Consider the following 22630-nt stretch of genomic DNA (forward strand, 5'->3'; position numbering starts at 1 on the left):
AATAACTGAATTATGGTGGCTACGACGGGATTCGAACCTGTGACCCCATCATTATGAGTGATGTGCTCTAACCAACTGAGCTACGTAGCCATGTTTTTGGAGCGAGACAATATAATACAATCTCAATCCGAGTGCCAATATTTTTTCAAATACAACACTTTTGAAAATGGCAGGGCTACCTGGATTCGAACCAGGGGATGGCGGCATCAAAAGCCGCTGCCTTACCGCTTGGCGATAGCCCTGCAAGATGATTACTCATCTAAATAATGGTGCGGAAGGAGAGACTTGAACTCTCACACCTTGCGGCGCCAGAACCTAAATCTGGTGCGTCTACCAATTTCGCCACTTCCGCAACTTTCCTAAAGGTTTTCATTCTGCAAGTTCAGAAAAAACATTTAGGAAATGGTGGCTACGACGGGATTCGAACCTGTGACCCCATCATTATGAGTGATGTGCTCTAACCAACTGAGCTACGTAGCCATTTTCCTTTTTTGCTCTCTTTTTTAAGTTTTGCTTAACGTTGAGAACGGAGCGCATTATGCGGATATGGCTTAGGAGCGTCAATAGTTTTTTTGAATAAATTCTCTGAAAATAGCCGTTCGAACTTTTTTTGAACAAAGAGACGTGTTTGTGATCAAAAACAGGCACTAATACGGCAATATTATTTGTTTTTACTAGGCCTCACGGGAAGGTCTGCTTTGTAGAAAAAACAAAAAAGCCAACACAAACTGCTGGCTTTTAAAGGGGTGTTAAACACTGATTAACGAGTTATTTACACGTTGAAACGGAAGTGGATAACATCGCCATCTTTTACGATGTAATCTTTACCTTCAAGACGCCATTTACCAGCTTCTTTTGCGCCGCTTTCACCGTTATATTGGATGAAATCATTGTAACCAACCACTTCAGCTCGAATGAAGCCGCGTTCAAAGTCGGTGTGAATTTTACCCGCAGCTTGTGGCGCGGTTGCACCGACAGGAATTGTCCATGCTCGAACTTCTTTAACACCTGCTGTAAAGTAGGTTTGTAGAGTCAGTAGTTCATAACCAGAACGGATCACGCGGTTTAGGCCAGGTTCTTCAATGCCGAGATCTTCTAAAAATTCTTCACGATCTTCATCGTCAAGTTCAGAAAGCTCTGATTCAATGGCCGCGCATACAGCAACAACAACGTTATTCTCTTTTTCAGAAAATTCACGCACAGCATCAAGATACGGGTTGTTATCGAAACCGTCTTCACTAACGTTTGCGATGTACATGGTCGGTTTTAACGTTAGGAAGTTCAAGTAACCGACCGCTGCTAATTCTTCTTTTGAAAGATTAACCGTACGAGCCATGCCGCCTTCAGTAAGAACAGGCAGAAGTTTTTCTAGAACAGCTAGTTCAAATTTAGCATCTTTATCACCGCCTTTAGCTTTTTTTGCTTGGCGTTGCATTGCTCGTTCGCAGCTATCTAGGTCAGCCAGTGCTAGTTCTAGGTTGATAACTTCAATATCTTCAATCGGTGAAACTTTACCTGCAACGTGCACGATGTTTTCATTCTCAAAACAACGAACAACGTGGCCGATAGCATCAGTTTCACGGATGTTAGCTAGGAATTTATTTCCTAAGCCTTCACCTTTAGATGCACCAGCAACAAGGCCTGCGATATCTACGAATTCCATTGTGGTCGGTAGAATACGCTCAGGATTTACGATTTTTGCCAGAGCATCAAGACGAAGGTCTGGAACTGGAACCACACCGGTGTTTGGCTCGATAGTACAAAACGGGAAGTTTGCAGCTTCGATACCCGCTTTAGTAAGTGCATTAAACAATGTTGATTTGCCCACGTTTGGTAGACCAACGATGCCACATTTAAAACCCATGACTGTAACCTTATTCTGCTTTGAACGTATGTAAGCGATTTTGTGCTTTAGTTAAACCATCTTTTAGTAAAATATCGAAGCAGCGAACGGATTCATCTACTACGGCTTCTAGGCACTCTTGCTCTTTGGCTGGTGCCTTACCTAAAACATAGCCTGCTACTTTATCTTTGTGCCCCGGATGACCAATGCCAATCCGAAGACGATAGAAATCTTTGCTATTCCCCAGTTTACTAATCGTGTCGCGAAGCCCATTGTGCCCACCATGACCACCACCCATTTTAAATTTAGCGACACCGGGCGGTAGGTCGAGTTCATCATGTGCGACCATTATTTCTTCAGGTTTGATCTGATAAAACTTAGCCATAGCAGCAACGGCTTTACCCGATAAATTCATGAAAGTTGTCGGGATAAGTAAACGTAGATCTTCACCGTTAACTAGAATACGACCAGTAAGTCCGAAGAATTTGGCTTCATTTTTCAATGTAACATTGTGTACTCGGGCTAACTCTTCTACTACCCAAGCGCCAGCATTGTGTCTGGTTTTGGCGTATTCAGGACCAGGATTCGCCAGTCCAACAAGGAGTTTGATTTGTTGACTCAAGGTTAGGATCTCTTAGGAATATCAAAAGCGCGGTATGATAGCACAAAATGGAGATGGTGCGAGACGCGAAAATAACAGATAAAAAAAGCACTTCATTTTGGCATGAAGTGCTTAATAGATGTGTTCTGTTAGTAACTAAACGCGGTTTAGTTAAACATTGCCGAGATAGATTCTTCGTTACTAATGCGACGAATAGCTTCTGCAAGCATGCTTGATAGCGTTAGTTGCGTCACTTTACCTGTTGCTGCCATCTCTTTAGATAGAGTAATAGAGTCAGTAACGATTACTTGGTCTAACACTGAGTTCTTGATATTTTTCGCAGCATTACCAGAGAATACAGCGTGAGTTGCGTAAGCAAATACGCGTTTTGCTCCACGCTCTTTAAGTGCTTCTGCTGCTTTACATAGTGTACCGCCGGTGTCGATCATATCATCAACGATAACGCAGTCGCGGCCTTCAACATCCCCGATAAGGTTCATCACTTCTGAAACATTTGCACGTGGACGACGTTTATCAACAATAGCGATATCGATGTCACCAAGCGCTTTTGCTGTTGCACGAGCGCGAACCACGCCACCAAGGTCAGGTGATACGACAACTGGATCTTCTAAACCGCGAGATCTCATATCTTCAAGCAGTACCGGGGTACCGAAGATATTGTCAACTGGTACATCGAAGAAGCCTTGGATTTGCTCTGCATGTAGGTCGATAGTTAGAACGCGGTCAACACCAACGTTAGAAAGGAAATCTGCAACAACTTTTGCAGTGATTGGTACACGGGCAGAACGCACACGGCGATCTTGACGAGCATAACCAAAATATGGGATGACAGCAGTAATACGGCCTGCTGAAGCACGGCGCATTGCATCAATCATCACTACTAATTCCATTAGGTTGTCATTAGTAGGAGCACAAGTAGATTGAATAATAAATACATCGCTACCACGAACATTTTCGTTGATTTGCACTGCAACTTCGCCGTCAGAAAAGCGAGAAACAGTAGCATCACCAAGAGAGATGTATAGACGTTCAGCAATACGTTGGGCTAGTTCAGGTGTGGCGTTACCAGCAAATAGCTTCATATCAGGCACGGTGGAAACCTCAGGGTTGCGTCCAGTTTTTAAATAGGTTGGGTTTATATCGACATTTTTCATCGATATTGGGCCGATTGGTATTCAGCCAGCGTCTCTTTCAGTGGCGAAATGTTACGCCCGAGGGCGACAAACGCAGAGACGGTGTCAGGAAGTTTAGCAAGGACAGACTCAGCTTCTTTCTTGCTGGAAAATTCTGCAAAAACGCAAGACCCTGTCCCAGTCAATCTTGACGGCGCGTATTGTAGCAGCCATGAAAGTTGCTTATCAACCTCTGGGTACAGCATTCGGACAATTTTTTCGCAATCGTTTTCGTAAGGCAGTTCAAGAAGCGTTGCTAGCTCTCGCTTTGGCGTGTTTCTTATCAATTGTGGGTGAGAAAATATATCTTTGGTTGCAATGCTGACATTCGGTCGAATCACTAGGTAAACTTTTTCATCAGGTTCAGTTTGGGTCAGTTTTTCACCAACACCTTCGGCAAACGCAGCGAAGCCATGCACAAAAACGGGCACATCGGCACCGAGATGCAGGCCAATTTCGGCAAGTTCTGCATCACTTAAATGAGTTTGCCATAGATAATTGAGCGCAACTAAAACCGTTGCGGCATTGGAAGAGCCGCCACCAATACCACCGCCCATCGGTAGTACTTTAGTTAATTGGATATCAGCACCAAATGAACAGTTAGTCTGTTCTTGTAATGCATTTGCTGCTTTCCAGATCAAATTATTCGTTAATGGGACGCCGGGAAGGTTTGGCGTTAGCGTAATTTCCCCCGACAAATTTGCCGTGATGGTGAGTTCATCGCCAAAGTCGAGAAATTGAAACAGAGTTTGAAGTTCGTGATAGCCGTTATCTCTTTGTCCTGTGATATAAAGAAATAAGTTAAGTTTTGCTGGAGAAGGCCAACGTGTCGCTTTGGTTATCATGGTGTCAATATCCATTTAGAGATAACAATGTTTAATGATGTATTTGTCTGTTTTAATTTCATTTTGCTCGGTAGTGGAATGATTTGGTCGGCAAATTGTTGAAATTGGTATTGTTGATAGTCTAAATGCCATGGTGTTGCAGCAATGGTTTTATCTAAAAACGCGAGAGTATTTGAGTCATTGAGTTGGTAGCTATCGGCTTGATTGGGTAACCCTAATAGCCAATATTGTAACTGTTCAATTGGGATTTCTAACCCCGTGAGTTGATAGACTAGCGCATCGACATTTACAGCGCTTAGTACTTGGTCATCATACGTTTCTGCGGTGGCACCTTGTGGAGTGATAGATAAATTCAGTACGGTTTGCCCAAGAAAGGTAGATAGACGTAACTGGCTGCTATCTTGCTGCTTTTGCCAGAAAAAATTCAGAGATTGTCGTTGTTGTGGTGAGATGTAACCTAACTTGCCAGAAACTTGATATTGAGTGATTTTCTGTAACTGCTGCTGATGTGACTGCCATTCAACAGAGGTTATCTGTTCAGGTAGGCTTGAACAGCCAAAGAGAACGCCGAAAGTAAAGAAGGCGACAATAAGTCGTTTAACGTGATTCATGTATGCTCGTTATTTACGCAGTTAAAGGGTAAAAACAGCATTACTATATCATTGATCTCACGAAGTCGGGAAAACAAATCCCTGTTGCCCTTTCATTAAAACAGGGCATAAAGTAAAATTCCGCACCTATTTCTATTTCATGAATCTGAGAACCTTCTATAGATGTCCTTGCTTGCTATTGGAATTAATCACAATACAGCGTCGGTAGAACTGCGAGAAAAAGTGGCGTTTGGCCCTGATAAATTGTCAGATGCCTTACAGCAGCTGGCATCCAGTTCCAGCGTCGAAGGTAGCGTTATTTTGTCTACCTGCAACCGAACTGAAATTTATTGTGATGTGAAATCATCAAGCAAAAGTAAGGTTATTGATTGGTTATCTCAGTTTCATCAGGTGAGTCCTGAAGAGCTAAAACCGAGCTTGTACATTCATGAAGAGCAGGCGGCGATTCGCCATTTGATGCGTGTGTCCTGTGGTTTAGATTCTCTCGTTTTGGGTGAACCACAGATTTTAGGACAAGTGAAACAAGCCTATTCTGATGCGCGCGACAATAACGCGGCAGATTCTGCGATTGAAAAACTTTTCCAAAAAGCATTTTCTGTCGCGAAACGTGTGCGCACTGAAACTGAAATTGGTGGCAGCGCTGTTTCGGTTGCGTATGCCGCTTGCACGTTAGCAAAACAGATTTTTGAATCACTTTCAGATTCAACCGTGCTGTTAGTGGGGGCTGGCGAAACTATTGAATTAGTTGCGAAACACTTGGCTGGACATAATTGCAAACGTATGATCGTAGCTAACCGAACTCGTGAGCGAGCGATGAATTTGGCGAATCAATTTGCGGCTGAAGTGATTGCTCTTAATGAAATTCCTGACTATCTCGCGCATGCCGATATTGTGATCAGTTCCACGGCAAGCCCGCTACCGATTATCGGTAAAGGGATGGTGGAAACGGCGATCAAAGCTCGTCGTCATCAGCCTATGCTATTGATCGATATCGCGGTTCCTCGTGATATTGAATCGCAAGTGGGTGATTTGAGTGATGCATATTTGTATACCGTTGATGACTTGCAGTCGATCGTCGACAGTAATATGCAGCAGCGTAAGGTTGAAGCAATTCAAGCTGAAGCGATAGTCAGCGAAGAAAGTGCAGCCTTTATGAGTTGGATGCGCTCCTTACAGGCTGTTGACAGCATAAGAGAATACCGCCACTCCGCGAACGAAGTTCGTGAAGAACTGCTGACCAAAAGCTTACAAGCATTGGCAGCAGGGGCAGATCCTGAAAAAGTGTTACTTGAATTTAGCAACAAGCTCACCAACAAATTAATCCATATACCAACTCGAGCACTGCAAAGTGCGGCAGAGTTAGGTGAACCGGCTAAATTGGCCATTATTAGACAAAGTTTGGGTCTAGACGACCCTCGCTAATCCGTCATTCCGAGTTAAAGAAGAAACTATGAAAGCGTCGATTTTAGTTAAGCTTGAATCCCTTGTTGAGCGTTATGAAGAAGTTCAACATCTACTTGGTGATCCAACCGTTATTGGTGACCAAAATAAATTCCGTACTTTGTCTAAAGAGTATTCTCAGCTTGAAGAAGTCACTAAGTGTTTTCAAGCCTATCAGCAAGCGCAAGAAGATCTGCTTGCTGCTGAAGAGATGACTAAAGAAGATGATGCAGAAATGCGCGAAATGGCCCAAGAAGAGATCAAGGAAGCCAAAGCCGCGATTGAAAAACTGACGGATGAATTACAAATTCTATTGTTACCAAAAGATCCAAATGATGACCGTAACTGCTTCCTTGAAATTCGTGCTGGCGCAGGTGGTGACGAAGCTGGGATTTTCGCTGGTGATCTATTCCGCATGTACAGCCGCTATGCAGAGAAAAAAGGGTGGCGTATTGAAGTGATGTCGGCCAGTGACGCTGAACATGGTGGCTATAAAGAAATGATCGCTAAAGTGAGTGGCGACGGTGCTTATGGCGTACTGAAGTTTGAATCTGGTGGTCACCGCGTACAGCGCGTTCCTGCGACAGAATCTCAAGGTCGTGTACATACCTCGGCATGTACGGTGGCGATCATGCCTGAGATCCCAGAAGCAGAACTGCCAGAAATCAAAGCCAGTGATTTGAAAATTGATACCTTCCGCTCTTCTGGCGCGGGTGGTCAGCACGTTAACACCACCGATTCTGCTATTCGTATTACTCACTTACCAACAGGAACAGTGGTTGAGTGCCAAGATGAGCGCTCACAGCATAAGAACAAAGCGAAAGCGATGGCAGTGCTTGCTGCGCGTATCGCCAAAGCCGAAGAAGCCAAGCGTGCTGCGGAGGTATCTGATACCCGTCGTAACTTATTGGGTTCTGGTGACCGTAGTGACCGTATTCGTACTTATAATTACCCACAAGGCCGTGTTTCAGACCACCGTATTAACTTAACTATTTACCGCTTAAACGAAGTGATGGAAGGTGATTTGCAAAGTTTGATTGATCCAATCATTCAAGAATTCCAAGCAGATCAACTTGCTGCGTTAGCGGATCAAAACTAATTCGATGTCTACACCTAGCATTGAAATTGCTCTGAAAGCGGCAACGACTCAACTCCAAGAAAGCGGCAGTGATTCGCCTTCTGTCGATGCCGCTGTTCTGATGTGCCATGTGCTCGACAAACCACGTTCATACTTATTAACGTGGCCAGAAAAGCTATTGACAGCAGAGCAGCAACAGCATTTCGAGCAGCTGTTGAGTCGTCGTTTTGCTGGCGAGCCTATTGCCTATATTGTCGGAGAGCGTGAGTTTTGGTCATTGCCGCTTAAGGTTGCGCCATCAACCTTAATTCCTCGCCCGGATACTGAACGTTTGGTTGAGGTGGCGTTAGCTAAAAGCAATCAGATTGACGGTGATATCCTTGACCTTGGCACTGGCACCGGGGCGATTGCGCTTGCGCTTGCCTCTGAACTGCCAGGGCGCAGAGTGGTTGGCGTTGATTTACGTCCAGAAGCTCACGCTTTGGCGACAGAGAATGCACAGTGTTTGGCTATTACTAACGTCACTTTTTTACAAGGTAGCTGGTTTGAACCTATTGAGCCCGGTACAAAGTTTGCTTTGATTGTCTCAAACCCACCCTATATCGAAGAAAATGATCCGCATTTGACTCTAGGTGATGTACGTTTCGAGCCTTTAAGTGCTTTAGTGGCCAAAGATAATGGTTTAGCTGACATCAAATACATTACCGAATATGCTCGTGGTTATTTGCAACCTCAGGCTTGGTTGGTGTTTGAACATGGCTACGATCAAGGTCAAGCCGTAAGAGAGATATTGGTATCACTGGGTTATCATAACGTAGTGACAGAAAAGGATTACGCTGGTAACGATCGAGTGACACTCGGTCAATATCGGTGTTTATAAGAGAGAATAATATGTACGAAGGATTAAAACATTTTCATCTACTCACTATTGGTATTAGTGCGTTACTACTTTCGGTGCGTTATGGCTTGATGATGGCCAATTCAGCTTGGTTGCAACACCCATTTCTAAAACGTTTTCCACATATTGTTGATTCATTATTACTGCTGTCAGGGATAGCTTTGGTGGTGATGTCTGGTTTCATTCCATTCACTCCAGCAGCACCTTGGATGACAACGAAATTGACCTGTGTTTTAACCTACATTGCGTTAGGTTTCTTTGCCTTGAAATTAGGTCGCAATAAGTTACTACGTAGTTTCGCATTTTTCGGGGCTTTGGGTTGGCTTGTAATGGCTGGTAAAATTGCCGTAACCAAAACCCCTATGTTTTTCGGTTGATAACATTAGAGCAACAGTATGTTTGAATTGTTCGACGAAGATTTTGATGCCATGGAATTGGTTGAAGGTGCACTTGCATTAAATAAAGCAGTCAACCCTGAGACAAAAGAGATATGGGCAGAGCAAGAGCTAGTGCGTCTATTGACGGAAGCGAAACAGGCCTTGGCGCAAGTCTGCGATGAAAAACAGCGTTTTGAGGTATTATTGCGTCTTTTCTATCATGAGTGGGGGTTTACTGGTGATCGTGATACCTACTATGAATCGCGAAATGCTTTCATTGATAAAGTGCTTGAACGACGTAAAGGTATTCCCGTGAGCCTTGGGGCGATACTGCTTTATTTTGCGAGTAAATTAGGCTTTCCGCTACAGGGAATTACTTTTCCAACTCAGTTTTTATTAGAACTGCGCTGGCCTGGTGAAGCGCCGATCTACATTAATCCTTTTAGCGGTGAAACGGTGTCCTTACATACGCTAAAAGCATGGCTCATTGGTCATAAAGGCACTCGTTTTAAGCTAACTCCCAAGCACTTAGAAGTCGCAGACAACCCAACAATCATTGGCCGTTGGCTAGCATTACTTAAAAGCGCACTACTAAGGGAAGAACACTATACTTTGGCTTTGCGTTGTACAGACCTAGCACTGACGTTTGTTCCTGATGACCCTTACGAGATCCGCGATAGAGGTTTTATCTATCAACAGCTAGACTGCTATCAAATTGCGCTATCGGATTACCAATACTTTATTGATAGCTGCCCAAATGATCCGGCAGCAGAATTACTAAAAAACCAAGTTAATGCATTAAGCACTAGAGCGATTACGCTGCATTAACAGTCAAATAAGAGAGAAATAAGATGGAACAAAAAATCGTCCACGTTGGTGATATTCCAGTAGCTAACGATAAACCGTTTACTCTGTTTGCTGGAATGAACGTGCTTGAATCACGTGATTTAGCAATGCAAATCTGTGAGCATTACGTAAAAGTGACTGATAAATTAGGAATTCCTTACGTTTTTAAAGCCTCTTTTGATAAAGCGAACCGCAGTTCAGTGCATTCCTACCGTGGTCCTGGCTTGGAAGAAGGGATGAAAATCTTTCAAGAGCTAAAAGATACGTTTGGTGTAAAAATCATTACTGATGTTCATAACGAAGCTCAAGCCAAGCCTGTTGCTGAGGTTGTCGATGTTATCCAACTTCCTGCGTTTCTTGCTCGTCAGACTGACTTAGTGGAAGCAATGGCTAAAACTGGTGCTGTTATTAACGTTAAAAAACCACAGTTTATGAGCCCTGGACAAGTAGGCAACATTGTTGAGAAATTTGCTGAGTGTGGCAATGACAAAGTCATTCTTTGTGAACGTGGTGCTTGTCATGGTTACGATAACCTCGTTGTCGACATGCTAGGTTTTGGCGTGATGAAAAATGTGACAAACGGCAGCCCAATCATTTTTGATGTTACCCATTCATTGCAAATGCGCGATCCATCTGGTGCAGCTTCTGGAGGCCGCCGTGAACAAACGGTTGAATTAGCTAAAGCTGGTCTAGCAACCGGTATTGCTGGTCTTTTCATTGAGGCTCACCCGAATCCTGATAAAGCGCGTTGTGATGGTCCGTCAGCATTACCGTTGGATAAACTTGAGCCATTTTTAGCGCAAATGAAAGCGCTCGATGATTTGATCAAGAGCTTTGCACATATCGAGATTAAATAGCGCTATCGGTTATACATCGATAACGCTACATATCATGAGGCAAGTATTCAATTAGCCTATTCTTTGACCGCCATTCTGGTGGTCAATTTTTTATCTGATGTTTTCTAAGTCTGTTTATTTTGTAATACCGTTCTCATTACCTCGGTTTTTGCCCACTATATCAGTAAAACGATTGCCTGTGATCTATTGGAATATGATGTGTAACTAGTGTGAACCGTTACACTTTTTTTATCGTTTTATAGTGATCAATTCTACATAAATATGAAATCGAGCTGTCACGTGTGACGTGTTAATTTAAACTGGTTCAAGTTTTATCGGTGCGGCTAGCCTTGACTTTTCAAGTGGTTGGCCAATGACACCTTCACATGCAGTGATTAACTAAAGTTCAAAGGTATGACAATGAAACAACGCCTTATTCTAAAAACAGCGCTCAGTGCAGCAATTCTTGCAACCCTAGCGGGTTGTGCAACTCAACCAACTCACGAATGGCAACAGGATACGACTTACAAATTGACCGTTCTTCACACCAACGATCACCATGGCCGATTCTGGCAAAATAAATATGGTGAGTATGGTATGGCAGCACGTAAGACGCTGATTGATGATCTTCGTTCTGAAATTGAAGCTCAAGGTGGCAGTGTTCTTCTTCTCTCTGGAGGTGATATTAACACCGGTGTTCCCGAGTCTGACCTGCAAGATGCAGAGCCTGATTTCAAAGGTATGAGCAAAATTGGTTACGACGCAATGGCGTTAGGTAACCATGAATTTGATAACCCACTTGATGTGCTATTCAAGCAAAAAGAGTGGGCGAATTTCCCAATGTTGTCTGCCAATATTTACGATAAAGCGACGGGTAAGCGCTTATTCCAACCGTACCAAATGTTTGATAAGCAAGGCGTGAAAATTGCTATTATCGGTTTGACGACGGAAGATACAGCAAAAATCGGTAACCCTGAGTTTATCGGTGGTATTGAGTTCCGAGATCCAAAAGAAGAAGCTAAGAAACTCATTGCTGAGATTGAGAAAAGTGAAAAGCCTGATCTTATTTTTGCTGTGACGCATATGGGTCACTATGAAAATGGTCAACGTGGTGTCAATGCTCCAGGAGATGTAGCATTGGCTCGCTACCTAGATGAAGGTTCACTTGACATGATCGTCGGTGGTCACTCGCAAGAGCCTGTATGTATGGAAGGCCCTAACGTTGTCAGTAAAACCTTTAAGCCTGGCGACGAATGTAAGCCAGACATGCAAAACGGGACTTATATTGTCCAAGCGCATGAATGGGGTAAATACGTAGGTCGTGCTGATTACGAATTCCGTAATGGCGAGCTAAACATGGTGAGCTATAACCTGATTCCGGTGAACTTGAAGAAGAAAGTTAAAGTGAATGGTGAAAGCCAGCGCGTCTTTATTCAAGAGCAAATCGCTGAAGATGCAGAAATGCTGAACTTCTTGCGTCCATACCAAGAGCAAGGTCAGGCGCAGTTAGGCGTGAAAATTGCTGAAACTAACGGCAAATTGGAAGGTGACCGCAATGTCGTTCGTTTCCAACAAACGAACTTAGGTCGTTTGATTGCAACGGCGCATATGGAGCGTGCAAAAGCTGATTTTGCAGTAATGAACTCTGGTGGTGTCCGTGATTCGATTGAGGCAGGGAACGTAACTTATAAAGACGTTCTGAAAGTACAGCCATTTGCTAATATCTTGACTTATACCGATATGACTGGTGCTGAAGTTCTGGATTACCTCAATGTGGTTGCAACTAAGCCCGTTGATTCTGGTGCCTACGCTCAATTTGCAGGTATCTCAATGACGGTATCAGATGGCAAAGTATCAAACGTTGTTATTGGTGATAAGCAATTGCGCCTAGACAAAACCTACCGTTTCACTGTGCCAAGCTACAATGCTGCTGGTGGTGATGGTTATCCTAAAATTTCTGACCATCCTGGTTATGTAAACACAGGCTTTGTCGATGCTGAAGTGTTGAAAGACTACCTAGAAGCTAACAGCCCAATTGATGTAAACCAATATGCGCCAATGGGTGAAATGGTCTATAAGTAATAGCCAATAAAGAGTTTGACTCAAACTCAGCAATCATTTTAACTAAAGGCGATGTTTAGGCATCGCTTTTTTATTGCTGTTTGTTGTAACCACGAGATAACCCCATGACACCTGCTATTGATTTGGCTAAAAAGAAAAAAATCCCTCATACCATCCATCAATATCAGCATGATCCAAACCACAGCAGTTATGGATTAGAAGCTGCTGAAGTCTTAGGACAAGATCCAAAAAAAGTATTTAAAACCTTACTGTTTTGTTTAAACGGTGAAGCGAAGAACCTTGCCGTAGCGATCATTCCAGTCGATCATAAACTGAATCTTAAACAAGCGGCGAAAGCTGCAAAGTCGAAGAAGGCTGAGATGGCCAACCCAGATATTGCGCAGAAAACGACAGGCTATGTGGTAGGGGGAATTAGCCCGCTTGGACAAAAAAAGGCACTACCCACCTTTATTCACATCAGTGCAAAAGATCAGCCAACTATTTGTGTCAGCGCAGGAAAAAGAGGTTTAGAAATAGAATTGGCACCAAGCGATCTCGCTATGCTTACGCGGGGGGAATTTGTCGAATTGTGTCAGGAATAATTGAAAAAATAGCGGCCTCGATATCGAGGCCGTATCAAAAGGAAGCTTAACCTTTTGCGTCAATATCTTCTTCCATTTGAGCATTATCAACCACGTGATTTTCGCCCAAGTCATGAGGAAGAATAAGGTTCAGTACAATCGCTACGATACCACAAAGGCTAACACCTTGTAGGCTGAACTCACCAATACCAAATGCCATACCACCAATACCAAAAACCAGTGTTACCGCAACAATAACCAAGTTACGAGACTTATGCAGGTCAACGTGGTTTTTAATTAATGTATTGAGGCCTACGGTCGCAATTGATCCAAAGAGCAGAATCATAATACCGCCCATTACCGGAATAGGGATAGTCTGTAGCAGAGCACCGAGTTTACCCACCAAAGCTAATACGATAGCGGTGATAGCTGCCCATGTCATGATGACTGGGTTAAAAGCTTTGGTCAGCATCACAGCGCCTGTCACTTCACTGTAAGTCGTGTTTGGTGGCGCGCCCAGCATGGAAGCTGCGATGGTAGCAATACCGTCGCCAGCAATAGTGCGATGTAGCCCTGGTTTTTTAATATAGTTTTTACCTGTAACGTTCGAAATTGCCAACATGTCACCTACGTGCTCTACCGCAGGAGCAATAGCGACAGGGATCATAAATAGAATGGCGTTGATGTTGAATTCAGGAAAAGTGAAGTTTGGCATAGAGAGCCAGGCAGCTTGTGCTACAGGCGTAAAGTCAACAACACCGAAATACAATCCTAAAAGATAGCCAGCAAAAATACCGCCACAGATAGGAAGAAGCTTTAGGAAGCCTTTAGCAAAGACACTAATGGTGATGGTCGTGATCAATGAAACGCAGGAAATCCACATTGCCATTTCGGCATTAACCAGTTGAACCGCACCATCGCCTGTTTTTCCAAGAGCCATGTTTACAGCAACCGGAGCAAGACCAAGCCCGATAACCATGATTACAGGGCCAACAACAACTGGTGGAAGTAGTTTGTGGATAATCTCAACGCCACGAACTTTAATGACCGCGCCCATAATGACATACACAACCCCAGCGGCAACTAAACCACCCATAGTGGCTGCCACACCCCAAGTTTGGATGCCAAACATAATTGGTGCAATAAACGCAAATGAAGAAGCTAAGAAGATTGGAACTGAACGGCGAGTAATAAGTTGGAATAAAAGAGTACCGACACCTGCGCCAAATAGTGCAACGTTAGGATCAAGCCCGGTTAATAACGGAACAAGAACTAATGCACCAAATGCGACGAAGAGCATCTGAGCGCCTTGAATGGCATTTTTCATGATGATTTTCCTGCAGCAAAATAAAAATTTGCAGGATTCTATCACTTTTGCAAACGATTGCCATGGAAACTAGATCAAAGAAAGTCATCAGCTTTGTTTAAATTATCACCGTATCCTGAAGTGGATTCCTTGCCGAGATAGAGATAGTTGCTTATCATCGACATTCACAAAACAGATCGTAGGAACAGTATGCGCTATTTAGCTATGTTGGTGATGAGCTTAATGACTCTCCCCGCTTATGCCTTGACGAAGGTCGATTTATACCATTCAGAGATCACTATTGAGCAAGAGCAAACCAGTGCAGACGATAAAGCTCGAGTAAAGGGTATGGAGCAAGTCATTATTCGAGCTTCCGGTGATAAAAGCTCAGTGAATAATGAGGTTATCCAAAAAGCCTTAAAGCAGCACTCTCAATATTTAGCGCAAATTAGTTATGCTCAAAACGATTCACAATCCACCATCAAAATGGGATTTAGTGCCCCACATATCCGTTCTTTATTAACACAAGCTCAGCTACCATTTTGGCCAGAAAACCGCGCTAATGTGTTGGTATGGCTTATTGAAGAGTCAGGGTACGATCGCACTATTGCTTGGGAGCACTCTGATACACCGAGGATGCAGCAACTAAAAATAGCGGCAGATAACCGAGGGTTACCGATTACGATCCCTGTTGGCGATTTTGACGATATCACCGGCGTTGAAGTGTCTGATCTTTGGGGAGGCTTTGTGCAACCTATCAGTGCAGCAAGTGAACGTTACCCGACTGACTCTATTGTGGTTGTTCGTGTGCAAGGCAACAATGTTCGCTGGAATCTTTACGATCAACAAGCCGGGCAAATGGTGCAAATCCCTCAGGCTCCAGTTTCTGGACAAGCTTCCGGCTCTAACGCCGTTGCCGAGATGGTTGACCAGTTAAGTAATTATTATGCAGATAAAAGTTCAGTGATGGTCTCTAGTGAGTCTTCATCATCAGTATTAGCCAGCTTTAGTAATATTAATGATGCGGTTGATTTCTTCACCTTAGAAAAAAAATTAAAAAGCCTAAGTTCAGTTGCTTCGCTTGATATTTTGAGAATTCAAGGGGAATCGATCGTCTTTAAAGTACACCTTCTGGCAACGGAGCAAGATTTTGAGCAGGAAGTGCTACGGATGGGGACGGTCAATAAAATTGAAATGACCAACCAATTCGATGTAGTCAGTCATATAGAACAGCCTGATGTTGTCGATGCTATAACGTCTGTCATTAATGACTCTTCTCTTGCTGAATCAGAAGTTTCTCAACCTGATACAAGCGTAGCAAATGATAATCAAGTACTTGATTCGCAAATGTTGCAAGAGACTGAAGGGGTATCCACTTTGCAACCTACGCCTCCAGTTGAGAATACACTTTATTTTTCATGGCGTGAGTAATTTAACACAGTAATCTGATGAGATGTACAAACGAAAAGAGCCCTAATTTAAGGCTCTTTTTTTGTATGTAAAACCACTAAAGTTTGAAGTGTTATTTTTCTGTTTGTTGGCCAAAGTTCGCTTTTTCTTGCTTTTCAACTTCAGACAGACGTTTGAGCTTCAAGCCCAGTTCTTTGCCTCGGTGACGAGCGTAAAGGATATTACCTAAGAATGCCGCAAAAGTAAGAATAAGCTCGATAACGGCCAACCAGCGTTCTCCACCATCGACGTAAATCAATGTGAGTGCGTGCAGAAAGTAGAGCATTAAAACAAAGTTAGCCCATGCATGAGTGTATGGTTTTCCAGCTAATATTCCAGGTAAAGGTAATAGCAAGGGAATGCCCCAAGCAATAGCCAAAGTGGCATTATTGAGATGTTGGTGAGGAGAGAGTGAGTACTGCCATAACACAACCCATACCAATAACGATAAGTTTCCTAGTAATGCTAACCAACGAAATTGTTTGGTGCGTGGCGTCATATCTGCCGTCATAATCTATCCTTTAATCGGCTTGCAATCGTGGCCAGCCTTTGTCCTAGATGGCGTGCTAATTCACTTTCTTGAGTTGAGAGTTGAGCACTTTCTGCTGCCACATGGCTTGCGCCATAAGGTGTTCCACCAGATGTTGTAGTATGTAATGTTGGTTCCGAATAAGGAATGCCAACAATCAACATGCCGTGGTGCATTAATGGTAATAACATACTGTGTTGCGTTGTTTCTTGGCCACCATGCAGTGATGACGAGGAAGTAAAGACGCAAGCTGGTTTGTCAATTAATGCGCCACTGACCCATAGCGGTGTGGTTTGATCCCAAAAATGTTTGAGCGGAGCGGCCATATTGCCAAACCAAACCGGACTACCAAAAGCCAAACCATCACACTCTTTGAGCTCATCAATTGTGAGGTACGGGTCTTTGGGTTGGTGGCTATGGTTTTCAATTTCGGGCACGGTCCGCAGTATGGCTTCACAGCCAGATTGCGATTCAATGCCGCGAGCGATTTGCCTTGCCAGTGCCTGGGTTGAGCCGTGTCTACTGTAGTAGAGCACGACAATTTTATTACTCATATAATTTCAAGAACTTGCTCTGGTGGGCGGCCATGGCGTGCTTTTCCATTAGCCACGACAATAGGACGTTCAATTAGCTTTGGATTGGCAACCATCGCTTCAAAAAGTTGCTCGTCGCTAAGTGATGGATTCCCAAGGTCGAGTTCTTTATAAAGAGCCTCCTTGGTACGCATCATTGCTCGAACTTGCTCTATACCGAGTTGAGCATACAGTATTTTTAGTTGTTCAACAGTGAGTGTTTCATCGAGATATTTGACGATCTCTGGCTCAATATTTCGAGCTTCGAGTAGAATGAGTGTCTCACGGCTTTTTGAGCATTTTGGGTTGTGATAAATCACGACTGACATGTTTTCTCCTAGTGATTTTGTAATTATTGGAGTGATAAGAATCGGTCACGTTGAACCATTAATTGGTCGATACGTGCATCATAGCGAGCTTGTTCTAGGCTGCCTAATTTGGCGAGTTGGCTAGCTTGGGTGTAATACTGAATAGCTTTATTCCAGTTTGCTCTTAGTGCAAGTAACTCGGCTCGCGCAGCAAGATCTTCTTGGCTATTGCCTATACTGATATTTGCTTCGGACAACAAACTCCACCCGTTGACATCGTTAGGGTTGTCGTGGGTATAACGCTGTAATACTCGCACCGCTTCTGCGAGTTTATTTTGTCTTAACAAACTATTGGCGTAGTTAATCATCAGCGTTGGATTGTTCGGTTTTTGTTGGAGCGCTTTTTCTAACAGAATTTGCGCTTTTGCCGCTTGGTTTTCAGCGATTTCAAGGTCTGCCATAGCATCAAGATAAAAGTTATTATTCGGATCTTGGGCGATTAGTTTGCTCAAAATGGCGGCTGATTTATCCAGCTGTTTACTGTCTAAGTACACTAAAGCCTTACCATATTGAAAGGCCGATGAAAGGTCTGGCGTTGCTTTTTTCTCGGTGCGAGTAAACCAATCTAGTGCTGCTTCGGCATCAATCCCAGCATAACGGGCTACAATCCGAGAACGTGTTAAATGATAATCCAGTGATGGCTGCAAGCGTAGTGGTGGATAATGTTGTGCTCGCTCACGGCTATCAGTAATGCGGTCTTCTGGCAGAGGGTGAGTTAGAAGCATTGGTGGTGGTTTGCTCGCGTAACGATATTCATCAGCTAAGCGGCCAAAGAATCTCGGCATGGCTTGTGCTTCAAAGCCTGCTTTAGCTAAGGTTGCAATTCCAAAACGGTCTGCTTCTTTTTCATTACTCCGTGTATAATTGATTTGGCTTTGCATACCGCCTGCCGTTGCTGCGGTCATTGCGGCAATACCCGCTTCAGGAGCGGCAATGGCTAACAATAATGAACCGGCCAGCGCCGCAATGTTTACAGGGGAACGCCGAGCTTGTTCTTCCATGCTACGAGCCAGGTGTCGCTGCGTCACGTGGGCTATTTCGTGAGAAAGCACTGAAGCTAACTCGCTTTCTGATTGAGCATGCAAAAATAAACCCGAATGTAAGGCAACGTATCCACCAAAAAAGGCAAACGCATTTATATTGCGATCTCGGATCATAAAGAAAGTAAATGGTGTTTTGACGTCATTCGCGCTAGCGACCAACTTGTGTCCGAGGTTATCAATGTACTCGTTGATAACGGGATCGTTAACGATAGGCTGACTATTGCGAAGCATGCGCATGTAAGCATCACCATAAATCAGCTCTTGATCAATCGTTAGGGTTGAACCTGCAACGGTGCCGATATCCGGTAACTCAATGGTGTCTGCGTAACTTATTGCCGGCACATTGAGTGCCGCAGCGACACAAAGACAAAGTAGAGAACGAGCGCGTTTAAACATCATATTGTTCAGTGATACTCCATAATCATCTTGTTTGTAAGACATTGAAAGTAGTGATTGGTTTCCAATTTCAAATCATGAATGTAAATGGTTACAAAACAAGATTGATCCTACCAGTTTTCGTGTTTGGATAAACACTGACGTACCAGTAAAAAACCGATACAATAGCAGGCCTATATTAAGCATTGAGCGTCAGAATGGAACCAAATATTCTGGATTTACGTCAACAGCGTTGCCCTATGGCTTTATTACTTGCGAAACGTCACACTGCTCAAATGAAGTATGGCGATGAGTTGACTATTTTGATCGCAGACTCTGGTTCTAAGCAAGATATAGAAAAGTATTTAACTAGCAATGGTTTTTCTTGCCGGATTGAAACGGCATCCTGTAATTTTTTGTTAAAAGTAATGAAAGGACTTGATTAAATGTTCGAAATGGTAAGTCGTTGGTATCGAAGACGTTTTTCTGACCCTCATGCCGTTAGTCTGGTTGCCATTCTATTTTTTGGTTTCATTACTATCTATTTCTTTGGTCATCTTATTGCGCCGTTGTTGGTCGCGATAGTCTTGGCGTATCTTTTGGAATGGCCAGTGATACAACTGTGTCGTTTGAATATTCCTCGAACAATCTCGGTTATCTTAGTTATTTTACTCTTTGTCGGCTTAATGCTTCTGGCTATTTTTGGCTTAGTTCCGACGATTTGGCAGCAAGTTGGCAACCTGATCAATGACATTCCCAACATGTATGCAGGTTTACAGAAGTTTATCGTTTCTATCCCAGAACGTTATCCTGAATTGGCTAATTTACAAATTGTCGAATCAGTGATCAGCAACGCGAAAAATCAAGCTCTAGGAATGGGTGAAAGTGTACTTAAAGGTTCTTTGGCATCCTTGGTTAGCTTAGCCACATTAGGTGTGTATCTGATTTTAGTGCCATTACTGCTATTTTTCTTGCTCAAAGATAAAAACGAAATGCTGCGAATAGCGAGTGGTTTGCTGCCTCGAAACCGAAAACTAGCGACCAGAGTTTGGCAGGAGATGAACCAACAAATCACCAACTATATCCGTGGCAAAGTATTAGAGATATTGATTGTCGGTGGGGTTAGTTACGTGACCTTTGCCATACTAGATTTACGTTATTCTGTTCTATTGGCTGTCGCGGTTGGACTATCGGTATTAATTCCTTACATTGGAGCTGCAGCGGTAACTGTACCGGTGGCGATTGTAGGCTTGTTCCAATGGGGCGTTAGCCCACCGTTTTATACGTTGCTCATTGCTTATGGCATTATTCAAGCTTTAGATGGTAATGTGTTAGTTCCAGTGCTCTTTTCAGAGGCGGTCAATCTTCATCCTGTAGCTATTATTGTGGCAGTACTCGTGTTCGGTGGTCTGTGGGGTTTTTGGGGGGTTTTCTTTGCGATTCCACTAGCGACATTGGTTAAAGCTGTTTGGCATGCTTTGCCAAGCACCGATGATTCAGATCCTGATATCACATCAGCTTCAGTATGAACAATGAGTTAAATAAATAGTTTTATAAAAGGTGACCCTAACTATCATTAGTTAGGGTTTTTTTTGTTCAAATACGATATGTTTATTAAACTCATGTAGATAAAAGGTAAAAAAACTTCAGTTTTCATTTGGCTTGGCGATACATAACTATAACCACAATAAGAATGACAATTAGCCACAATAATAATTGGTAACAATGAGGGATATATATGAAGTTTAGCCAAAAAATAGTCGCAGCCTCTTCTGTATTACTACTGGTTACCGTTTCTTTGCTGTCAATTCAGCAATTAAACACTGTTCGCACGGACGTTGAATCTTTAGTAACAGATAGCCTAATTGAAATGGTTAAAGGGGTGAAAAATACCGTTGTTTCTGAAATGGAGAGTAAAAAGGGATTGGCTCAATCCATGACGGAAGTGTTGGAGCTTGATCCGGATAACCGAGGTTATGTAAAAAATGTATTAGAAACACCTAAGCTTAAAAAGAGCTTCTTAGCGGTCGGATTGGGGTACAACAGTGATGGTGTTGTGGTTGAAAATGATGATGGTTGGGAAGCTAGTGGTGATTATGACCCTCGCAAGCGTCCTTGGTTTATCGATGCTAAGTCATCGAGAAAATTAGTCGTTACAGCACCGTATGTCGATGTTTCAACAAAGAATGTCATTATTTCAATCGGTACACCTGTTTTTAATGGTGATCAATTTATTGGTGCGATGTTTTATGACCTAGAGTTGGCTGGCCTTGCTGATTTGGTCAATTCAGTCAACATATTTGATGCAGGATACCTTTTCATTGTAACGGCTGATGGTATGACAGTTGCTCACCCTGATAGCAAAAACAACGGGCAGAATATCTCTACTTATCTACCTCAAGTCTCTGTTAAAGATGGTATTCAACGCATTGAAATAAATGGGCAGAATTTCTTTGTTGATTTTACTCAGATACCGAGTGAAGGCTGGTATATCGGGGCAATCATTGATGAGTCTATTGTATTTAGCACCATCACGAAGCACAGAAATAGCTCCATTATTTACACTCTCATTGGTGTGATATTGAGTATTATTGGCTTGACCTTCCTTATTAAAGTGTTGATGCGACCTTTAAGCATCTTGAATGAGGCGATAAAGGATGTTGCGTCTGGGCAGGGCGATCTTACCAAACGTTTGAATACTAATACAGATAAGGAATTTGCTGAGCTAGCGTTAGGGTTCAATACCTTTACCGAAACGTTACAAAAGCAAATCACGCAATCCAAAGCGATTGGTCAAGAGATAATGCGTGGTACGGAATTGACGGTACAAGGAGCTCATGAATCAGCCGATGCGATGCGCGCACAGCTAGAAGAGTTAGAGCAATTAGCTACCGCAATGCATGAGATGGCCGTGACATCGACGGAAGTTGCGAATAATGCTCAAGGTGCAGCCGCTGCAGCGAGAGAAGCCGATGAAGCAACTCAGGATGGCTCGAAAGTTGTGAGTGAAACTACAATGTCGATTGATATGTTATCTGCTCGCATCGACCAAGCTGTTGAAGAAGTGAAAGGATTAGAATCTGCAACGGCGAATATTGAAACCATTCTGAAAGTAATCAATGATATTGCCGACCAAACCAACTTACTTGCATTGAATGCGGCTATTGAAGCGGCGCGTGCTGGGGAGTCTGGTCGTGGGTTTGCTGTGGTGGCTGACGAGGTGCGGACGCTTGCGCAACGAACACAGCAATCGACGACTGAGATTCGCAACATGATCGAGCAACTGCAAGTTGGTGCAAGTTCTGTATCGTCAGCGATGAATGAAAGTAAAACAACGGCGATTGATGCGGTAGATAAAGCGAAAAGTGCTAATTCGGCACTAAATCGTATTCGCGAGGCAATCCAAGCTATCTCCGATATGAATATTCAAATCGCATCGGCAGCAGAAGAGCAGAGCTTAGTTGCGGAAGAGATCAACACCAATACGGTGAAGATTAAAGATCTATCCACTCAAGTTGCACAATCTGCTGAAGAGGCGAATGTTGCGATGCAGGTGCAAACCGAGAATGTACGAGAACAAGATGCGCTGATGAATAAATTCATCGTTTAGCTCGTCGTCATAAAAATGCCAGTCGCTTATAACGACTGGCAGACCCTGTAAATAATTCTGTGTAACTATCGGGGTTACATGTATTCAGTGAGTCGGTCTTCGAACATAATCATAAAGCGGTTTAGAGCTTGTCGCCAGTTTCTAATCGGCATCGTCCACTTCTTGGAA

22 protein-coding genes and 4 tRNA genes are annotated in these 22630 nt (G+C 43.3%); 12 read left to right on the forward strand and 14 right to left on the reverse strand.

The window, feature by feature from the left end; translation table 11 throughout:
- Positions 1-13 precede the first annotated feature (13 nt).
- From AACW06_RS08910 to lolB, 9 genes are all read right to left on the reverse strand, one after another.
- A tRNA-Met gene (locus tag AACW06_RS08910) sits at positions 14-90 on the reverse strand.
- Between the two features lie 77 nt (positions 91-167).
- Positions 168-242 (reverse strand) — tRNA-Gln (locus AACW06_RS08915).
- Between the two features lie 25 nt (positions 243-267).
- A tRNA-Leu gene (locus tag AACW06_RS08920) sits at positions 268-352 on the reverse strand.
- 51 nt (positions 353-403) lie between these two features.
- A tRNA-Met gene (locus tag AACW06_RS08925) sits at positions 404-480 on the reverse strand.
- A 292-nt stretch (positions 481-772) separates the two neighbouring features.
- Entirely contained in the window at positions 773-1864 is a 1092-nt protein-coding gene (ychF, locus tag AACW06_RS08930; RefSeq protein WP_192074794.1) for a redox-regulated ATPase YchF, read from the reverse strand.
- A 10-nt stretch (positions 1865-1874) separates the two neighbouring features.
- Positions 1875-2465, reverse strand: a complete 591-nt coding sequence (gene pth, locus AACW06_RS08935; RefSeq protein WP_192074795.1) for an aminoacyl-tRNA hydrolase — start codon at positions 2463-2465, stop codon at positions 1875-1877.
- Between the two features lie 146 nt (positions 2466-2611).
- The gene (locus AACW06_RS08940) at positions 2612-3556 is read right to left on the reverse strand and encodes a ribose-phosphate pyrophosphokinase (RefSeq protein ID WP_053311928.1); all 945 of its coding nucleotides are present in this window, start codon (positions 3554-3556) and stop codon (positions 2612-2614) included.
- Between the two features lie 59 nt (positions 3557-3615).
- On the reverse strand, positions 3616-4482 hold the full coding sequence (ispE, locus tag AACW06_RS08945) for a 4-(cytidine 5'-diphospho)-2-C-methyl-D-erythritol kinase (RefSeq protein ID WP_192074796.1): 867 nt from the start codon (positions 4480-4482) through the stop codon (positions 3616-3618).
- Complete coding sequence (lolB, locus tag AACW06_RS08950) at positions 4479-5093, reverse strand: lipoprotein insertase outer membrane protein LolB (RefSeq protein WP_192074797.1); 615 nt, start codon at positions 5091-5093, stop codon at positions 4479-4481. Before lolB ends, ispE begins: the two co-directional genes overlap by 4 nt.
- A 162-nt stretch (positions 5094-5255) precedes the next feature.
- On the opposite strand from lolB, the gene hemA reads away from it, so the two are divergent.
- From hemA to ybaK, 8 genes are all read left to right on the forward strand, one after another.
- Positions 5256-6515: a glutamyl-tRNA reductase gene (hemA, locus tag AACW06_RS08955; RefSeq protein ID WP_053311918.1), complete on the forward strand. Its 1260-nt coding sequence runs from the start codon at positions 5256-5258 to the stop codon at positions 6513-6515.
- Between the two features lie 28 nt (positions 6516-6543).
- Complete coding sequence (prfA, locus tag AACW06_RS08960) at positions 6544-7632, forward strand: peptide chain release factor 1 (RefSeq protein ID WP_053311917.1); 1089 nt, start codon at positions 6544-6546, stop codon at positions 7630-7632.
- A 4-nt stretch (positions 7633-7636) separates the two neighbouring features.
- Complete coding sequence (gene prmC / locus AACW06_RS08965) at positions 7637-8491, forward strand: peptide chain release factor N(5)-glutamine methyltransferase (RefSeq protein WP_192074798.1); 855 nt, start codon at positions 7637-7639, stop codon at positions 8489-8491.
- Positions 8492-8502: 11 nt separating this feature from the next.
- Positions 8503-8886, forward strand: coding sequence for a SirB2 family protein (locus AACW06_RS08970; RefSeq protein ID WP_192074799.1), 384 nt, complete (start codon positions 8503-8505; stop codon positions 8884-8886).
- 18 nt (positions 8887-8904) lie between these two features.
- Positions 8905-9714, forward strand: a complete 810-nt coding sequence (locus tag AACW06_RS08975) for a SirB1 family protein (RefSeq protein ID WP_192074800.1) — start codon at positions 8905-8907, stop codon at positions 9712-9714.
- A 23-nt stretch (positions 9715-9737) separates the two neighbouring features.
- Complete coding sequence (kdsA, locus tag AACW06_RS08980) at positions 9738-10589, forward strand: 3-deoxy-8-phosphooctulonate synthase (protein WP_176313897.1); 852 nt, start codon at positions 9738-9740, stop codon at positions 10587-10589.
- Between the two features lie 399 nt (positions 10590-10988).
- Positions 10989-12650, forward strand: coding sequence for a bifunctional UDP-sugar hydrolase/5'-nucleotidase UshA (gene ushA, locus AACW06_RS08985; RefSeq protein WP_192074801.1), 1662 nt, complete (start codon positions 10989-10991; stop codon positions 12648-12650).
- Between the two features lie 104 nt (positions 12651-12754).
- Positions 12755-13231 (forward strand): Cys-tRNA(Pro) deacylase, encoded by a 477-nt coding sequence (gene ybaK, locus AACW06_RS08990; RefSeq protein ID WP_192074802.1) that lies wholly within the window; start codon positions 12755-12757, stop codon positions 13229-13231.
- Positions 13232-13277: 46 nt separating this feature from the next.
- Here ybaK and AACW06_RS08995 read toward each other — a convergent pair whose 3' ends face one another.
- Positions 13278-14537: a uracil-xanthine permease family protein gene (locus tag AACW06_RS08995; RefSeq protein WP_192074803.1), complete on the reverse strand. Its 1260-nt coding sequence runs from the start codon at positions 14535-14537 to the stop codon at positions 13278-13280.
- 189 nt (positions 14538-14726) lie between these two features.
- Between AACW06_RS08995 and AACW06_RS09000 the strand changes: the two genes are divergently transcribed.
- On the forward strand, positions 14727-15947 hold the full coding sequence (locus AACW06_RS09000) for a DUF2066 domain-containing protein (protein WP_192074804.1): 1221 nt from the start codon (positions 14727-14729) through the stop codon (positions 15945-15947).
- 91 nt (positions 15948-16038) lie between these two features.
- Here AACW06_RS09000 and AACW06_RS09005 read toward each other — a convergent pair whose 3' ends face one another.
- From AACW06_RS09005 to AACW06_RS09020, 4 genes are read right to left on the reverse strand one after another with little or no spacing between them, the layout of a single operon-like run.
- Positions 16039-16476 carry a DUF2069 domain-containing protein gene (locus AACW06_RS09005; protein ID WP_192074805.1) on the reverse strand — a complete coding sequence of 146 codons (438 nt, stop codon included), beginning with the start codon at positions 16474-16476 and terminating at the stop codon, positions 16039-16041.
- Positions 16473-17048: an NAD(P)H:quinone oxidoreductase gene (gene wrbA, locus AACW06_RS09010; RefSeq protein WP_192074806.1), complete on the reverse strand. Its 576-nt coding sequence runs from the start codon at positions 17046-17048 to the stop codon at positions 16473-16475. The genes AACW06_RS09005 and wrbA overlap by 4 nt, the downstream gene beginning before the upstream one ends.
- A complete protein-coding gene (gene arsC / locus AACW06_RS09015) occupies positions 17045-17395 on the reverse strand; it encodes an arsenate reductase (glutaredoxin) (protein ID WP_192074807.1) in 351 nt (116 codons plus the stop codon). The genes wrbA and arsC overlap by 4 nt, the downstream gene beginning before the upstream one ends.
- Positions 17396-17418: 23 nt before the next feature.
- Complete coding sequence (locus AACW06_RS09020) at positions 17419-18873, reverse strand: beta-barrel assembly-enhancing protease (RefSeq protein ID WP_443263161.1); 1455 nt, start codon at positions 18871-18873, stop codon at positions 17419-17421.
- 197 nt (positions 18874-19070) lie between these two features.
- On the opposite strand from AACW06_RS09020, the gene AACW06_RS09025 reads away from it, so the two are divergent.
- The 3 genes from AACW06_RS09025 (at position 19071) to AACW06_RS09035 (ending at position 22462) form a co-directional block, all read left to right on the forward strand.
- A complete protein-coding gene (locus AACW06_RS09025) occupies positions 19071-19298 on the forward strand; it encodes a sulfurtransferase TusA family protein (RefSeq protein ID WP_192074809.1) in 228 nt (75 codons plus the stop codon).
- Entirely contained in the window at positions 19299-20381 is a 1083-nt protein-coding gene (locus AACW06_RS09030) for an AI-2E family transporter (protein WP_192074810.1), read from the forward strand. It begins immediately after the preceding gene.
- 209 nt (positions 20382-20590) lie between these two features.
- On the forward strand, positions 20591-22462 hold the full coding sequence (locus AACW06_RS09035) for a methyl-accepting chemotaxis protein (protein ID WP_192074811.1): 1872 nt from the start codon (positions 20591-20593) through the stop codon (positions 22460-22462).
- Positions 22463-22630 lie beyond the last annotated feature (168 nt).

This window comes from Vibrio sp. S12_S33 (assembly GCF_963889785.1).
GTDB classification, from domain to species: Bacteria; Pseudomonadota; Gammaproteobacteria; order Enterobacterales; family Vibrionaceae; genus Vibrio; species Vibrio aestuarianus.

What these genes read in the sequence shown, in the direction of transcription:
- ychF (WP_192074794.1), bottom strand. Translation starts at nt 1,864, where the DNA reads ATGGGTTTTAAATGTGGCATCGTTGGTCTACCAAACGTGGGCAAATCA.
- ispE (WP_192074796.1), bottom strand. Translation starts at nt 4,482, where the DNA reads ATGATAACCAAAGCGACACGTTGGCCTTCTCCAGCAAAACTTAACTTA.
- lolB (WP_192074797.1), bottom strand. Translation starts at nt 5,093, where the DNA reads ATGAATCACGTTAAACGACTTATTGTCGCCTTCTTTACTTTCGGCGTT.
- hemA (WP_053311918.1), top strand. Translation starts at nt 5,256, where the DNA reads ATGTCCTTGCTTGCTATTGGAATTAATCACAATACAGCGTCGGTAGAA.
- prfA (WP_053311917.1), top strand. Translation starts at nt 6,544, where the DNA reads ATGAAAGCGTCGATTTTAGTTAAGCTTGAATCCCTTGTTGAGCGTTAT.
- prmC (WP_192074798.1), top strand. Translation starts at nt 7,637, where the DNA reads ATGTCTACACCTAGCATTGAAATTGCTCTGAAAGCGGCAACGACTCAA.
- AACW06_RS08970 (WP_192074799.1), top strand. Translation starts at nt 8,503, where the DNA reads ATGTACGAAGGATTAAAACATTTTCATCTACTCACTATTGGTATTAGT.
- AACW06_RS08975 (WP_192074800.1), top strand. Translation starts at nt 8,905, where the DNA reads ATGTTTGAATTGTTCGACGAAGATTTTGATGCCATGGAATTGGTTGAA.
- kdsA (WP_176313897.1), top strand. Translation starts at nt 9,738, where the DNA reads ATGGAACAAAAAATCGTCCACGTTGGTGATATTCCAGTAGCTAACGAT.
- ushA (WP_192074801.1), top strand. Translation starts at nt 10,989, where the DNA reads ATGAAACAACGCCTTATTCTAAAAACAGCGCTCAGTGCAGCAATTCTT.
- ybaK (WP_192074802.1), top strand. Translation starts at nt 12,755, where the DNA reads ATGACACCTGCTATTGATTTGGCTAAAAAGAAAAAAATCCCTCATACC.
- AACW06_RS08995 (WP_192074803.1), bottom strand. Translation starts at nt 14,537, where the DNA reads ATGAAAAATGCCATTCAAGGCGCTCAGATGCTCTTCGTCGCATTTGGT.
- AACW06_RS09000 (WP_192074804.1), top strand. Translation starts at nt 14,727, where the DNA reads ATGCGCTATTTAGCTATGTTGGTGATGAGCTTAATGACTCTCCCCGCT.
- AACW06_RS09005 (WP_192074805.1), bottom strand. Translation starts at nt 16,476, where the DNA reads ATGACGGCAGATATGACGCCACGCACCAAACAATTTCGTTGGTTAGCA.
- wrbA (WP_192074806.1), bottom strand. Translation starts at nt 17,048, where the DNA reads ATGAGTAATAAAATTGTCGTGCTCTACTACAGTAGACACGGCTCAACC.
- arsC (WP_192074807.1), bottom strand. Translation starts at nt 17,395, where the DNA reads ATGTCAGTCGTGATTTATCACAACCCAAAATGCTCAAAAAGCCGTGAG.
- AACW06_RS09020 (WP_443263161.1), bottom strand. Translation starts at nt 18,873, where the DNA reads ATGTTTAAACGCGCTCGTTCTCTACTTTGTCTTTGTGTCGCTGCGGCA.
- AACW06_RS09025 (WP_192074809.1), top strand. Translation starts at nt 19,071, where the DNA reads ATGGAACCAAATATTCTGGATTTACGTCAACAGCGTTGCCCTATGGCT.
- AACW06_RS09030 (WP_192074810.1), top strand. Translation starts at nt 19,299, where the DNA reads ATGTTCGAAATGGTAAGTCGTTGGTATCGAAGACGTTTTTCTGACCCT.
- AACW06_RS09035 (WP_192074811.1), top strand. Translation starts at nt 20,591, where the DNA reads ATGAAGTTTAGCCAAAAAATAGTCGCAGCCTCTTCTGTATTACTACTG.